This window comes from Kitasatospora sp. NPDC001119 (assembly GCF_053598475.1).
This window is the reverse complement of the sequence record NZ_JBSFKI010000063.1, coordinates 1-13,725: the sequence shown is the minus strand read 5'-3', so window position 1 is coordinate 13,725 and position 13,725 is coordinate 1. Positions and strand designations below refer to the sequence as shown.

The 13,725-nt window shown below is 73.3% G+C and carries 16 protein-coding genes and 1 pseudogene; all 17 read left to right on the top strand.

All coding sequences use genetic code 11. The features are described 5' to 3' along the window. Position 1: 1 nt before the first annotated feature. Positions 2-1,522, top strand: coding sequence for an ATP-binding protein (locus ACWDD9_RS41250; protein ID WP_449814492.1), 1,521 nt, complete (start codon positions 2-4; stop codon positions 1,520-1,522). An 85-nt stretch (positions 1,523-1,607) separates the two neighbouring features. Continuing rightward, positions 1,608-2,390 carry a plasmid replication/partition related protein gene (locus ACWDD9_RS41245; protein WP_449814470.1) on the top strand — a complete coding sequence of 261 codons (783 nt, stop codon included), beginning with the start codon at positions 1,608-1,610 and terminating at the stop codon, positions 2,388-2,390. After that, positions 2,387-2,893, top strand: a complete 507-nt coding sequence (locus ACWDD9_RS41240) for a hypothetical protein (protein WP_449814469.1) — start codon at positions 2,387-2,389, stop codon at positions 2,891-2,893. The genes ACWDD9_RS41245 and ACWDD9_RS41240 overlap by 4 nt, the downstream gene beginning before the upstream one ends. A 44-nt stretch (positions 2,894-2,937) precedes the next feature. Next, positions 2,938-3,609 (top strand): hypothetical protein, encoded by a 672-nt coding sequence (locus tag ACWDD9_RS41235; protein WP_449814468.1) that lies wholly within the window; start codon positions 2,938-2,940, stop codon positions 3,607-3,609. A gap of 172 nt (positions 3,610-3,781) precedes the next feature. Next, positions 3,782-4,339, top strand: coding sequence for a hypothetical protein (locus ACWDD9_RS41230; protein WP_449814467.1), 558 nt, complete (start codon positions 3,782-3,784; stop codon positions 4,337-4,339). Between the two features lie 107 nt (positions 4,340-4,446). Then, complete coding sequence (locus ACWDD9_RS41225; protein ID WP_449814466.1) at positions 4,447-4,824, top strand: hypothetical protein; 378 nt, start codon at positions 4,447-4,449, stop codon at positions 4,822-4,824. Positions 4,825-5,014: 190 nt separating this feature from the next. Continuing rightward, positions 5,015-5,965 (top strand): hypothetical protein, encoded by a 951-nt coding sequence (locus ACWDD9_RS41220; RefSeq protein ID WP_449814465.1) that lies wholly within the window; start codon positions 5,015-5,017, stop codon positions 5,963-5,965. Positions 5,966-6,113: 148 nt separating this feature from the next. Then, positions 6,114-7,163 carry a hypothetical protein gene (locus tag ACWDD9_RS41215; protein WP_449814464.1) on the top strand — a complete coding sequence of 350 codons (1,050 nt, stop codon included), beginning with the start codon at positions 6,114-6,116 and terminating at the stop codon, positions 7,161-7,163. Positions 7,164-7,201: 38 nt separating this feature from the next. Next, the gene (locus tag ACWDD9_RS41210) at positions 7,202-7,789 is read left to right on the top strand and encodes a hypothetical protein (RefSeq protein WP_449814463.1); all 588 of its coding nucleotides are present in this window, start codon (positions 7,202-7,204) and stop codon (positions 7,787-7,789) included. 38 nt (positions 7,790-7,827) lie between these two features. Beyond that, complete coding sequence (locus ACWDD9_RS41205) at positions 7,828-8,325, top strand: hypothetical protein (RefSeq protein ID WP_449814462.1); 498 nt, start codon at positions 7,828-7,830, stop codon at positions 8,323-8,325. Between the two features lie 12 nt (positions 8,326-8,337). Then, positions 8,338-8,817 (top strand): hypothetical protein, encoded by a 480-nt coding sequence (locus tag ACWDD9_RS41200; RefSeq protein ID WP_449814461.1) that lies wholly within the window; start codon positions 8,338-8,340, stop codon positions 8,815-8,817. Then, positions 8,814-9,494, top strand: coding sequence for a hypothetical protein (locus ACWDD9_RS41195; protein ID WP_449814460.1), 681 nt, complete (start codon positions 8,814-8,816; stop codon positions 9,492-9,494). The genes ACWDD9_RS41200 and ACWDD9_RS41195 overlap by 4 nt, the downstream gene beginning before the upstream one ends. After that, positions 9,491-10,321: a hypothetical protein gene (locus ACWDD9_RS41190; protein WP_449814459.1), complete on the top strand. Its 831-nt coding sequence runs from the start codon at positions 9,491-9,493 to the stop codon at positions 10,319-10,321. The genes ACWDD9_RS41195 and ACWDD9_RS41190 overlap by 4 nt, the downstream gene beginning before the upstream one ends. Next, on the top strand, positions 10,318-10,764 hold the full coding sequence (locus ACWDD9_RS41185; protein ID WP_449814458.1) for a hypothetical protein: 447 nt from the start codon (positions 10,318-10,320) through the stop codon (positions 10,762-10,764). The genes ACWDD9_RS41190 and ACWDD9_RS41185 overlap by 4 nt, the downstream gene beginning before the upstream one ends. 14 nt (positions 10,765-10,778) lie before the next feature. Continuing rightward, entirely contained in the window at positions 10,779-11,399 is a 621-nt protein-coding gene (locus ACWDD9_RS41180; protein ID WP_449814457.1) for a hypothetical protein, read from the top strand. Positions 11,400-11,543: 144 nt separating this feature from the next. Beyond that, on the top strand, positions 11,544-13,310 hold the full coding sequence (locus ACWDD9_RS41175) for a type IV secretory system conjugative DNA transfer family protein (RefSeq protein WP_449814491.1): 1,767 nt from the start codon (positions 11,544-11,546) through the stop codon (positions 13,308-13,310). A 68-nt stretch (positions 13,311-13,378) separates the two neighbouring features. Further along, positions 13,379-13,642: pseudogene (locus tag ACWDD9_RS41170) on the top strand (hypothetical protein); the annotation flags it as partial. Positions 13,643-13,725: the final 83 nt, after the last annotated feature.

Genomic DNA, 13,725 nt, shown 5'->3' with positions numbered 1-13,725 from the left:
AATACGCACCACCAGCGCCAGCGCTCTGTTCACCCCCACCCGCCTCGCCCGCGACGAACGCCGCCAGGCCCGCCGCGACCTCCTCGCCGCCCAGCGAGAAGCCCGCCTCGCCGACCGGCCGCACCACCACACCGACACCGCCGTCAACGAACTCGACGCCCGACCCGTCTACCCGGCCGCCGGCCGCCCCGGCCCGGCCTCCGCCCGCGGCGGCAAGCTCAAGCTCCCGGCGCACCGGCTGACCACCGCCATCGCGTCCGGCGCCTTCCCCTTCCTCGCCGAAGGCGGCCTCGGCGCGGGCGGCGTCTACATCGGCCGCGACGTCCACGCCGAGGCCGGCTTCTCGTTCGACCCGTTCAGCCTGTACGGGAGAGTCGAAGGCTATACGAATCCGAACGTGCTGCTGGCCGGCGTGATCGGCATGGGCAAGTCCGCCCTCGCCAAGTCCCTTGCGCTGCGCAGCATCGCGCACGGTTACAAGGTCTACATCCCCTGCGACCCCAAGGGCGAGTGGAGCGCCGTCGCCGAGGCTCTCGGCGGGCGGACCATCGCCCTCGGCCCGGGGATGAGCGGTCGGTTGAACCCCCTGGACGCCCCCGCCGCCCCGCCTGGAGCGCACCCGGCGGACTGGGTGGCCGAGGTGCGCAAGCGCAGGCTTCTGCTGCTCGGCGCGCTCGCCCGCACCGTGCTGCACCGCGACCTGGTCCCGATGGAGCACACCGCCCTCGACATCGCTCTCGACGAGGTCGTCGCCGACGCCGACCGCACCGGCCGGGTGCCGCTGCTGGGTGACATCGCCGCCATGCTCGGCAACACCCGCCGCCTCGACGACGCCCTCGGCGACCCCGCCCGCCGCCTGGGCGCCGCCGCCGAAGACCTCGCCCACGCACTGCGGCGTCTCGTCCAGGGCGATCTTGCCGGGATGTTCGACGCGCCGAGCACCGTCGAGTTCGACGTCCGGGCGCCGATGCTGAGCATCGACCTCTCCCAGCTCGGATCCTCCGGCGACGACACCGCGCTCATCCTCGCGATGACCTGCGCCTCCGCCTGGATGGAGGCCGCCCTGTCCGACCCCGCCGGGGGAAGGCGGTGGGTGGTGTACGACGAGGCGTGGCGGCTCATGCGCCACCTGCCGCTGCTCGAACGCATGCAGCAGCAGTGGAAGCTCTCGCGCGGCCTCGGCATCGCGAACCTCCTGGTGATCCACCGCCTGTCGGACCTCCTGTCGGCCGGCGACGCCGGATCCCGCGGGAGGGCCCTGGCCGAAGGACTGCTCACCGACTGCGCGACCCGGATCATCTACCGGCAGGAACCGGACCAACTCGCCGCGACCGCGAACCTGCTGGGACTGACCGGAGTCGAGACGCAGGCCATCGCCGCGCTCACCCGCGGACGCGGCCTCTACAAGATCGCCGGCCGCTCCTTCGTGGTGCAGCATCTCCTCCATCCCGCCGAACGGGGCCTCTACGACACCGACAGCCGGATGAAGGCAGACCCGCGAGACCAGCTCACCGCTGCCTAGCAGTCGCCGCCGAACCGGCGGCCCTTTCCCTCACCAACTCTAGGACATCATCATCGAATTCCACTCTACCGCCAACGCCTTTCCCATGCTCGACGACGAGGAGTTGCTCGCCCTCGCCGAGGACATCAAGGCCAACGGCCAGTTCCACCCGATCATGCTCGACGACTCCGGCCGCGTCCTCGACGGCCGCAACCGCCTCAAGGCGTGCGAGATCGCTGGCGTGACACCAGAGTTCGCCACCTACAGCGGTGACGACCCCGCGATGTTCGCCCTCTCGGTCAACCTCCGGCGTCGCAACCTGACCAAGGGACAGACGGCGATGATCGCCGCAAAGGCCTGTTCACTGAGTGAACAGGGCGACCGTTCACTCAGTGAACGCCCTGCCCGTTCACTGAGTGAACAGGCAGGCGTCTCCCTCGGGCGCATCGGTCAGGCAAACACCGTCCTCCGTCACGCACCCGACCTCGTGGAGCTGGTGATCAGCGGCGCACTCGGACTCACGGAGGCCTACAGCAACGCTCGCGAGGCCAAGGCGCAGGCGGACTCCGTGGAGAACCAGCTGGCCCGGCTGCGGGCGGAGGACCCGGAGCTGGCCGACAAGGTCGTCGAGGGCGAGCTGGGCCTGGCGGCGGCGTGGACGGAGCGCAAGGAACGGGCCGAGGAGGAGGTGCGCCGGCGTCGGGTCGCCACCACCTTCCTGTGCGAGGTGGTTCCGCCGCTCGCCCAGGCTCGCGGCACCGACACGGTCTCGCTCTACGACGAGCAGTTCATGCTGGTCGGCCGGGCGGTCACCGCAGAGGTGATCGCGCAAGCGATGGAAGCGCTGGCCGAGATGGCCCAGGCCTGGCAGGAGCGTGAGGCCGCATGAGCGCGACTGCCGAGCTGCGGCTGTGGGAGATCGTGGAGGAATCGGCCCGCGCCCTGACCGACGAGACCGGTCGCTTCCGCAAGAGTGACCTCGAAGCCGAGGTCCACAAGCGGGTCACCGACGCCGGCATCGAAATCCATGTCTGGTCCGCGGCAGTCGACAAGATGGTGCGCGGACTGGTCCGCGGCTTCGGCGAGCGCCGCAGCCCCAACCCCCGTCGCAAGTCCGGCATGTTCCACCCCCAGGGAATCCTCAAACTCGGCGACGGGATCTGGGTGTGGATGGAACTCGCGACTCCAACCGACCTGCTGGAGTGGGGCCGCCTGTCCACACGCAACCTGTCCCGGGTCGCACACGCCGAGGCCAACCGGCAGGACTACGTCGCCGAACGGCTGGACGCGTTCCGACTGCACGACGGCCTCCTGCTCGGCCAGCTGGAGCGGATCGTCTTCGGCTACGTCCACGACCCGAGCACCAGCCCGGATCTGAACGACGAAGAGTAGCCGCGCCCCTGGCCCCCGCCCCACCGCTCAACGCACGGAGGAACGTGCCCCCACCCATCACCTTCGCTGTCCACCCCGCCCTCGACACGGTCGCCGCTCGGTCCGTCGACCGCTCCAGCAGACAGTGGCTGGAGCACGCCGGGCTCGTCCGCGACGACGCGACCGGCCTGCACCGGACCCCACGCACCACCGCGACGTCGGCAACCCGCCGGCTCGTCGCCGAAGCCACCCGCCTGCTGGCCGCGGCCGGCTACGACGTCCTGCGCCTGTACTCCGAGGCGGAGCAGCGGCAGTCCGTCACGCAGTCGGCTCCGGAGGAGCCCACGATGGTCCGTGCGCCCGGGACGATCCGGGCGCATCACCTGGCCTCGGACCTGATCGCGGGTCGCCTCGTGGTCCATGCCCAGCTCAGCGCGGCGGACGGTTCCCGGCACCTGCTGGCCAGTTTTCCGGCCGACGGTGCGGCGGCGGTCTTCACCACCGACGGCGGTACCGGCTTCTTCGGTGCCACGGAGTATCCCGACCTGGACTCGGCGGTGGCCGCCTGGGGCCACCCTCTGACCGTCCCAGCCGCCCGGCCGGAACCGCTTCGAGCCGCAGTCTCCGCATCTCGCTCGATCCGGCACGCCGAGGGCGCCGACGATGCCGCTCCCCGGAAGCCGGCAGCGTCTTCGTCCGTGGTACCGCCGAGGGCAGTCCCCGGACTTCGCCCGTGAGGTCCCCGAGTGGGTGGCGACGCCCGGCAGTGGCGTCCGGCCGCCCGCTCGGAGCCTCCTCCGATCCGCGAACCCCGAGGAGTGTTTCCTGTCTACCCGTTCTGCCTTCGCTCGTCCGACCGATACCGGCTGGGAGGGCATCGACTGCCAGTATGACGGCGACCCCAGCCACATGCTGCCCCTGCTGCTGAGCGCCCGTCAGTACCGTTTCGGCGGTGACGTGGAGGCCCTGTCCCACCACCTGATCGACACCCCTGCCATCGGCTGGAGGGACATCGGGATCGACCTGCTCGACGGCGCCCCCGAGGCGGTGCGGGCCGAGCTGATCGGCCCGCACTCCATCCCCAGCTCGCAGTACAGCGCCGACGACCGCCCTTTCCCGGACAGCCCGCCCCCGGGAAGGCAACTCGTCACCCAGGACACCGCCGCCTACCTGAGCTGGGCCTACGTCCTGCGCCCGGACGGCATCGAGGTGATCGGCCTGAGCACCTACGAGCGGGGACCGGTGGTTCCCTGGTCCACCGATCCGACCTCCTTCGTCAGCGACTACTCCGAGCTCTGGTCGCCGGGACGCCGGGCGCCCATCACGGCCCCGCCGTCCCCGGCCGCGGCAGCAGCACGGGCTTTCTCCGGCCGCGTCCGCTCGGCCGGCCCCGTTGGGACCGCGGAGCCGACCGGCGCACACGGCCCGGCCGGGTTGCCCCGCCCGGCCGCCGGTCGGGCCCGCTGACGAACCTAGGCCTTCGCCCGCCCCGAGCCTTTCCCCGGTGATTCCCGGCCGGCTCATCTCCCGGGGCGCCCCTCGCTTCACCCGTTCACTGCTCTCCTGGAGTTGTCTTGCCTGCTTGCCTCACCCGTCTGGACCACCGCGTGGAGGCGGCCCTCGGCACCAGCATCGCCGCGCTGCACGCCGAGGAAGCGCGCCTGGAGGCCGGCGTCGCCCGCGTGCTGGACGCCCACCGCGTACTGGTGAAAGCCGAGACCCGCGTCGCGTTCGAGCGCGTACGGCTCGTGATCTGCGCCGACCGACAGCGCCGGGTCGACGACCGACTGCTCGCCGACCTGTCCGACCAGCTGGAGATCCTGGAGGACGCCGCCACCGCCCGCGACCAGGCCGAGTCAGACCTGCTGGCCCGCATCGAGGAGCTGCGGCACCTTCCGCTGCCCGCCACGCAACCGCTCCCGAGCCCGACCGGCTGCACCCGGCACCGGTGAGCGCCGCCCGGCGATCCGAAGCCGCCACCTGCGACACCCGCCGCCGGCAGCTGTCCGGACCAGCGCCGCTGCAGCCTCCCGGCGCTTCGTGTCCGGTCGGCACCCGAGTCCCGGCGCCGCTGCGCTCCCGTCCGCCGCGACGAACCGCCGGCGCTGGCCCACCCCCACACTTCGACAGCTGAGGATCCCCTTGTCAGACATCTCCTTCGGTCCGGGCCCGGACGGTGCCATCACCGCCCGGGTCGGGCCCGACGCTCCCGACAGCGCCCACCGACTCCTGAGGCAGAACGGCGCCGTTCCCGGCCCGCAGGACGGTGAGTACGTCTTCGGCGGCCCGGACGCCGTCGCCCGCGCGGCCCAGGCGGCCTGGCTCCACCAAGCTGACTCGGTGAACGCGCCCGCCCCGGAGACTCCACCGACGATGCCGCTCGCCGGGGTGGACGTGGTCTTCGCCCGCCACCCGGACAACGGAATCGTCGCGGCGACCGCGACGGACTCCACCGAGGGCCTGGTGCCCGAGGTGCTACGCCAGTTCGGGTTTCGCTACGACGGCAGCGCGCCCGACCGCGACATCTACCTGCCGCCCGCGGACGCGGACGAGCGCCAGGCTCTGACAGCGTCGGCGCGGGCGAGCCTGGTCCTGCAGGGCCTGGGCCTGCAGGTCGCCACGGTCGGTCTCGCGGCTGCACCGGCCAGTGCCGACCGGCTCGCCGAGGCCGCCGAGGACCTCGCCGTCGAAACGGTCAACCTCCGCAGCCTCACCGACAGCCGGGACGTGGCCGACGTACTCGACACCGCCCTCGATCCGACGGTCGGGGCGCTGCCCAACCTCCTGGAACTGCTTGACACCACACAGGAGTTCGTCGACCGGCTCCCTCCGGAGCAGAGCGAAGTGCTCGGCGCGCAGGTGAGCATCGCCCGCCACCAGACCACCGCGCTGGCCGAGAGCCTGTCCACCGTCCAGGCCGCGCTGGCCGGCAACGGCACCGTCGTCGAGGCGCCGATCACCACCACGCGCAGCGCCCGCGCCACCGCGGCGAGCGCCGTCTCCGCGCTCGGGCTACCGGCCGGCCCGATCATCCAGGCCGCCCCCGCCGCCCGGACGGTGGCCGCCGCCCCCTCCACCGCCGCCACGCTCTAGGAGAGCACGTATCAGCGACAGCCCCGCCATCCGCATCTTCAGCCACCCCGACCACGGCGTCGCCGCCTCCGGTCTGGAGCACGCCACCTACCGCCAGCGCCGCCTGCTGGCCGACTACGGGTTCACCCCGGTCCCCGGCAGCACGAACATGGCGTTCACCGGCCGGACGGACAGCCTGATCCTCCACGCCCGTCAGACCGTGGCGGCCCTGCGTGCCACTGGCGCCGAGGTCCGCCCTGATCCCTCCTTCGACTACACCCCGGGCACGCACCCCGGCCACCCTTCGCCGTCCTCCCTCGCCGCCGCCCCGGGTTCCCCGGTCATCACCCCCGGCCGCGTCCTGCCCCAGCCCCCACCGCAGGTCGCCGGGCAGCAGCCGGACGTCACCGTCGGCCGCCACCCGGAGCACGGGATCACCGCCACCAACGCCACGGACAGCCCGGACGCAGCGCGGCTCCTGGCGAAGGCCGGCTTCTACCGGGTGGCGACCCATCCGCACCTGTACTCCCTGACCCGGCCCGAAGCGGGCGGAATCGACCGGGCCACGGACACCGTCGCCCGGCTGCGGGCTGCCGGACTGACCGTCGCCTCGGACGCGGCGTTCGACCCCGATCACGCTCCCGGCGACCCCGGCGAGGCCTTCCGCACCCACCTGGCCAAGACCGCCGACACTGCCGAGACGTACGACTCCGCGCAGGACCCGTTCGCCACCCGGGTCTTCCCGGCACCGAAGCGGGAGGCCAGCGCCCCGACGCCGGTGGCAGGCCTCGACCCGTTCGCCACCCAGGTGCGTCCGGCCTCCGACCGGGCCGGCAGGGACAGCCGGATGGGCGCGCTGCTGACCAACCGGCGGCAGACGCTCGCCGCGATCGAGGAGATCCTGGCCGCTCTCGGCCAGCAGCTGCGCGACGACCCGCAGGCCCTGGACCCCGCGCAGGTGTCCGCCGTCCTGAGCGATGCGCAGACCACCCTCGGCGGGGTCCGCCGCGACCTCGCCACGATCTCCGCCGCCGCCCCGGCCCGCACCGCCCGCACCGTCCAGGCCGGCCGTCCGGCCGTCGCGCCCGAGCTCGGTGCCCGCGCCCAGGCAGCCACCGCCACCAGCCTGCGGCTGGGCCGTGTCACCGGGAAGCAGCCGGTCGAAGCCGCCGCGCAGCCCGTCGACCCGCGCCGGGCCTACAGCGTCCACGCCCGCTGACCAACACCCCTCCTGCGCACGACTGTTGAGGAGTCCACGTGTCCGCCTTCCCCGAGAACAACGGCACCGTCGACATCACGATCTCCCGCAACGAGCAGTCCCGAGCGGTCTCGGCCACACCGGGGGGCATGGCCTTCCGGATCGCGGACGCGCTCCTGCCGCAGCTCGGCTTCGAGCCCGACCCGGCCGCCCTGGGCTCGTTCCGCCTCGCCGTCCCACCGCGCAGCAGCCGGGAGCGGGCCGTCGCCGCCGTCCGCGCGCTGCGGTCCATGGGCCACCGGGTCCTCGCCGTCGCCGAGTTCGACACCTGTGTCGCCGCCCGCCCCAGCAGCGAGGACGAGCCCGACGTCGCGATCGGCCGGCACCCGAGGCTGGGCATCGTCGCCGCCGTCGCCGACGGCCTGCCGATCGACCCGGCCCCGCTGCTCGCCCGGACCGGCTGGCAGCACCTGCTGGCCCTCGATCTCTACCGGGTCCCGGTCACCGGCCGCCCCGAGGACGACAACCTCCTTGCCGTCGCCCGGGCGACTGGCCGCCTTCGCGACGGCCGGTACACCGTCGCCGTCCAACCGGAACTCGTCTCCGCCGTCCTGGCCCGCAGCTCCGCGCCGACCGCGCACCCGTAACCCCCTGATCCGTCCAACTGCCAAGGAGAACCGACGATATGGCCGTCAAGACCCGGTGGGTTGTCACCCACTCCTGCGGACACGAACACGAGCACGACCTCGGCACCAGGCCGGCCGACCGGCGGGCCGGGTACGCCCGCTGGCTCGCCGGACGCGACTGCACCGACTGCTGGCGCGCCCAGCGCGACGGCGATCGCGACGAGGAGCGCGCGGCCTGGATCGCCGCCCGCCGCGCCGAGGAGCAGCAGGCCGCCGCCGACTGGGCCGAGCAGTACCGGATGCCGCCGTTGTCCGGCCCGGCGGCGATCCTGCCCTGGGGCGAGCGCTGCCGCCACCAGCTCGTGACCGGCGCCTACCAAACCCTGGTCGTCGAGGGCGAGTTCACCGAGGAACGGTGGCAGGAGGTCGAGGACCTGGCGCGCACGATCGACCGCGCCGGCTGGTGGGTGGACCAGCGCGAAGCCTCCCCCGCAGACCTGCCGGAGCTGCTCACCGCCGCCACCGATGCCGATCGCGTCGTCGAGAACCCGTTCTAGCCAGGGAGTGATGTGAGCCTGACCACCGCGCTCTCCCACAGCCGGCCCGACGACGCAGAAGCCGCCCGTGTCGCCGCCTGGGCGGTGCGCCGCCTGGGCGACTCCCTCGCCGACAGCGCCCTTCCCTCGGACATCGCCCGGCCCATCGAACTGCTCGAACCCCTGCTCCACGAGATCGAGGAGGCCCTGCTGCGCGCAGCCGAGGCCACCGGCGGCGCGAGCGCCGCACCCTCCGCCCGCGCCGCCGCCGAGCAGTTCGGCCAGGCCGGCGCCACCACCGTCCTGCTGCGGCTGCACCTGGAGCAGATAGCCGCCCGGCTTCGGGGCTTCGGCCTCGACTTCCCCGCCGATGCCGCCGACCGCTCACCCCGGGCCGCCGCGGCCCAGCGCACCGCACCCCAGAGCGTGCCCGTCCCTCGCTCCGTCCGACCGCCGGCCCCGGTTCCCGCCACGCCGATCCACACCACGCCCGGACACACGACACGGCGTTGACCAGCCCGATCCGCATCGCGCCGGGCCAGTTCGGCGCCGCCTGTGCCAGCGGTGCCGACGCCGCGGCCCGGGCGATCCTGACGAGGACCGGCTTCACCCCTCTCCGTACCGCCGACCAGCCCCTGTCCCTGAGCATGGCCGAAGGCCCGCTCGTCTTCCGTGCCCTGGTCGGTGAAGCGGCCCGCCGGCTGGAACGCGCCGGATACGAGGTCGAGGTCGATCCGCGGCTTCGGCTCTCCGCCACCGGCGAGGAGGCCCTGGAGGTCCTCGCCGATCTGCGGGGCAAGCTCGACGAACTCGCCGAGCTACTCGGCCGGATGAGCGACCTGCGCGAACTCGCCGACACAGCGGCCCAGATGGTCACCGGCCAGCGCAACGTTGCCGACGGCGCCCGCGAGCTGCTGCGCACCGCAGCGGGCTCCGCGCGCGGCGCCGACGGCCTCCCGCACGAGCGCGAGGAGGTCGCCGGCCGGCTCAACGCGAGCGCCGAGACCCTCGCCACAATCCAACGGACCGCTTCCCAGGTGGCCTACCCGCAGTCCGGCACCCCCACGTCCGCCCGGGCCGCGGCCGCCCGCAACCGGCCCTCCACCGTGCGCGCCGCCTCCACCGTCCTCACCGGCGCCACCGCCCCCGTCCGTTCCTACGCCCCCGACCTCCGGAGACCCCGAGTTTGACCCATCCCACCCCGCCCCTCGCCCAGCGGCTTCGAGGCCTCGCCGACCGGCTCGACGCCGCCGAAGGCCAGCCCAGCCAGACCCTGCTCGCCGCCCTCCTCGCTCCCCAGGGGCTGCTCCGGCTCACCGCCGAGGCAACCTCCACCGTCCGGGTCGACCTCGACGCCTGGGACCAGGCCCTCAGCCCCGAGGAGGGCAGCGAGCACCTGCACGAACTCAGCCGCGAGGCCACCAAGATCGAGGAGCGGCTGCTCGGCTCCCTGCAAGAGGCCCAGCTCCACCTGCCCACCGCGACCCGGCTGATGGCCCGGCACACCGGCCCCGCCGAGGCCGCAGCCGCAGCGCTCTGCGCCGAGCAGAGCCTGTGGGAGGGCCCCGAGATCCGCGGCAACGAACGCGTCCACCTCTGGCAGGTCGAAGGCTCCGACCACACGCCCCTGCCGGGCCTCGCGCCGACCCGTCGCGGCTACGCCGACTCCTACGGCACCGCGCTGTTCACCCGCCGGGCCGCCGAGCAGGTCGTCGCGGACATGCTCGCCGACGACGTCGGCTTCGAAGCCGCGTTCCAGCCGGACGGATCCCTGGTCTACACCTGGCCCAAGGCGTACGACGGCGACGGCGGACGGATGCACGTCGTCCCGGACGACCGCGGGCTCTACGCGATCGGCGGCCAGTGGCCGTGGGAGTACAGCCGCCCCGACACCACCGCCCTCACCCACCGGGCCCAGGCCGCCCGGATCGCCTCCAGCACCCCCGCCCCACCAGCCCCGGCCGAGGCCACCGCCCGGCCGACCGCTTCGACGACCACCCCCGGAAGGACGCGGTGAAACCCCAGCCACAGACGCCGCCGGCCCCGGACCCCCTCGCTCGCGTCCTCACCGTCCACGTGCGTGACGTCGCCGCACGGATCCGCGACTCCGCCGACCCCGCCGAAGTCGCCGCACTGCTCCAGGAGATCACCCGCGACGGCGGCACCCTCGAAGCCGTGTCCGACGTCATCGCGACCGCGAGCCGGTGGACCAAGGCCCGGCCCGGCGGCGCATACCTCTGGCAGCCGCTGAGCCGGGCCGCCGACGAGATCTGGGAAGCCGGCGCCGACCTCACCAACCTGCCCGCCCAGATCCGCGACCTCACCGCCGGCCCGGCCCGCATCCGCTCCGCCGCCGCGCGCACCACCACCCAGGCCCCCGGCGCCGATCGAGTACAGGCCCCGCCTGCCCCCACCCCGCCCCCGCCCGCCCCCGAACCACCCCGCCCCCGAGGGCGGTGAAGAAACGTTCCTCCTTGATCCCGTCCATCACCCGGTACGCGAGCACCCGTGACCTGCTCGCCTCCGCACAGCACCATGCCCTGCGCCGGCCGGGCGGCGGACCTCCGGTGAGCGTCATCGGCGCCTGGCGCGAGGTCGACGACCTCCCACCCCCGGGAAGTCCCGAACTCGACGCTTTTGCAGCCGAGTTGAACGCCCTTCTCCGCAAGCACCGCCCGGAAGCGGGTTCGCGCCCGGGCCGTAGCCGCGACGTGTGGCACTGCACCATCCGCGACCACCCCGATGCCCCTCGCCTGACCGACGCCCAGTGGGCGGCCACCGCCCGCCGGGTCCTGGCCGCCACCGGCATCGTCCCGGCCGGCGACCCGTCGGCCGGGTGCCGGTGGATCGCGCTGCGGACCGACAGCCACGAGGTCCGGATCATCGCCCCGCTGATGCGCGCCGACGCCACCGTTCCGGACCTGCACCGCGACCACGCCCTGGCGCTCGCCGCCTGCCAACTCGCGGACCTCGACCACGGCCGACGCCGCGCCGCGGCCGTGCACACCGGGCACCGGCCCGTCACCTCCGTCACGCCGGCCACCGCCGCCCGGCCGTGGGCCCCGGAGCACCGGCCGGTGTCCCCCTCCCGCTGACCAGCGGCTTTCCCCGGCTCCGGCCGCGAGCGCGTGACCACACCGCGCCGCCGCCAGCCCGTCCCCAGGACCGCACCACGACTGCGGCCTTCCCCACGCCCGCGCGCCCCGCCCCCGCGCCCGGGCTTCCCGCAAGGACCCTCTCTGCCCTCCCCCAAAGCCCCCTCCTCCAGCCCCGGCACCGACGCCGTCCTCTACACCCTCATAGGCGCCGGCCTCGCCCTCGCCGCCTACGGCTCCCTCGCCTGGGCCAGCGGCAACCTCACCAACTACTGCTTCGCCAGCGGCACCTGGCAGCCGTACCAGCCGGTCGCCGCCGCCCTGCACCCCGACCACCTGTGGCCGACCCTCAGCCCGCTCCAGGTCCTGATCGGCGCCCGGCTCGCCCCCGGCCTGATCTTCGCCGCCCTGGCCGCCGTCGGCACGGCCCTGGTCCTCAAGCACCGGCGCTCCCAGAAGACCGCCGGGCTGGCCACCAGCCGCGACCTGGCCGTCCTGCTGCCCAAGGAGGTCTCGACCAAGGCCCGGTCCCTGCGGCCCAGCCTCGCCGACGCCAAGCCGGGGTCCATCAAGGCCGACGACACCGGCATCCTCCTCGGCAACCTCGGCGACGGCGGACCCGAGGTCCGCACGTCCTGGGAGGACGTCGCGGTCGCGATCATGGCCCCCCGAAGCGGCAAGACCACCTCGCTGGCGGTCCCGTCGATCCTGCGCGCCCCCGGTCCCGTCCTGCTCACCTCGAACAAGGCGGCCGGCGACGCGTTCACGGTGACGCTCGACGCCCGGTCCGAAGCCGGTCGGGTGTGGACGATGGACCCGCAGCAGATCGCCCACACCGAGCAGGCCATGTGGTGGGATCCGCTGGCCGACGCCAAGGACCTCCCCGGCGCCCGCCGCCTCGCCCAGCACTTCGTCACCGCGTCCGTCGACGAAGGCGAGCAGGGCGACTTCTGGTCCACCGCCGCTGCCAATACCCTGACCGCCCTCTTCCTGGCGGCCGGTGCGGACGGGCGCCCGATCACCGACGTGCTCGGCTGGCTCGCGCAGCCCGCCGACCGAACCCCGATCGACATCCTCAAGGAACACCAACTCACCGCCATCGCAGCCCAGTTGCAGGGCACCGTCAGCGGTGCGGTCGAGACACGGGACGGCATCTTCGAGACCGCACGCCAGTACGCGGCCTGCCTGCTGGACCCGAAGATCTCCGCCTGGGTCACCCCGAGCGACACCCTGCCGGAGTTCAAGCCCGCCGACTTCGTCTGCCACAAGGACACCCTGTACCTGCTGTCGAAGGACGGAGGCGGCTCGGCGTCCGCGTTGATCGCCGCCGCCGCGGACAGCGTGATGCGCACCGCGGTCATCCAGGCGGAGCGCGACGGCGGCCGCCTCGACCCACCGCTGCTGTGCGTCCTCGACGAGGCCGCAAACGTCTGCAAAATCGGCGATCTCCCGGACCTCTACTCGCACTTGGGCTCCCGCGGGGTCATCCCGATCACGATCCTCCAGTCCTACCGGCAGGGCCAGCGGGTCTGGGGCGAGGTCGGCATGGACGCCATGTGGTCCGCCGCCACGATCAAGCTCGTCGGCTCCGGCATCGACGACGCCGACTTCGCCGACAAGCTGAGCCGGCTCGTCGGCGACCACGACGTCGAGACCGTCTCCCACTCCACGTCCGACTCCGGGCGCTCCACCTCGATCTCGATGCGGCAGGAACGGATCCTTCCCGCCGACCAGATCCGCGCCCTCAAGAAGGGCTCCGCCCTGCTCTTCGCCACCGGCATCAAGCCCGCACTGCTCCACCTCCGGCCCTGGTACAAGGAGCCCGGTGCCGACGTGATCGGCAAGGCCTCCTCCCGGCAGACCGCGGCGATCACCGAGCGGGCCAAGGCCAAGGCGGAGGCCGCCGCGTGAGCACCGCCACCACAAACACCCCGACCGTGCGCACCCTGTCCCTGGGCGCCGGCGTCCAGTCCACCACCCTGCTGCTGCTGTCCGCCCTCGGCGAGCTGCCCCGCCTCGACTACGCGATCTTCGCCGACACCGGCTGGGAGCCGAAGAAGGTCTACGAACACCTCGACCGCGTCGAACGGGAAATAGCGAAACCCGCCGGAATACCCATCCTCCGGGTTTCCTCGGGCAACATCAGAGCCGACGCCCTGGACCCGTCCCACCGCTTCGCCAGCATGCCGCTCTACATCCTGAACCAGGATGGCTCACCTGGAATGACGCGCCGCCAGTGCACCGTTATCTGCACTTCCTCTTCTCGTTGATCGCGTTGCTGGTCACGGCAACCAAGGAGAGCGAAGTGGATCTACGCCAAGAACTG

Excerpts from the sequence above, each read along its gene's own strand:
- ACWDD9_RS41245 (WP_449814470.1), top strand. The coding sequence starts at position 1,608 with ATGCTCGACGACGAGGAGTTGCTCGCCCTCGCCGAGGACATCAAGGCC.
- ACWDD9_RS41240 (WP_449814469.1), top strand. The coding sequence starts at position 2,387 with ATGAGCGCGACTGCCGAGCTGCGGCTGTGGGAGATCGTGGAGGAATCG.
- ACWDD9_RS41230 (WP_449814467.1), top strand. The coding sequence starts at position 3,782 with ATGCTGCCCCTGCTGCTGAGCGCCCGTCAGTACCGTTTCGGCGGTGAC.
- ACWDD9_RS41215 (WP_449814464.1), top strand. The coding sequence starts at position 6,114 with ATGGCGTTCACCGGCCGGACGGACAGCCTGATCCTCCACGCCCGTCAG.
- ACWDD9_RS41205 (WP_449814462.1), top strand. The coding sequence starts at position 7,828 with ATGGCCGTCAAGACCCGGTGGGTTGTCACCCACTCCTGCGGACACGAA.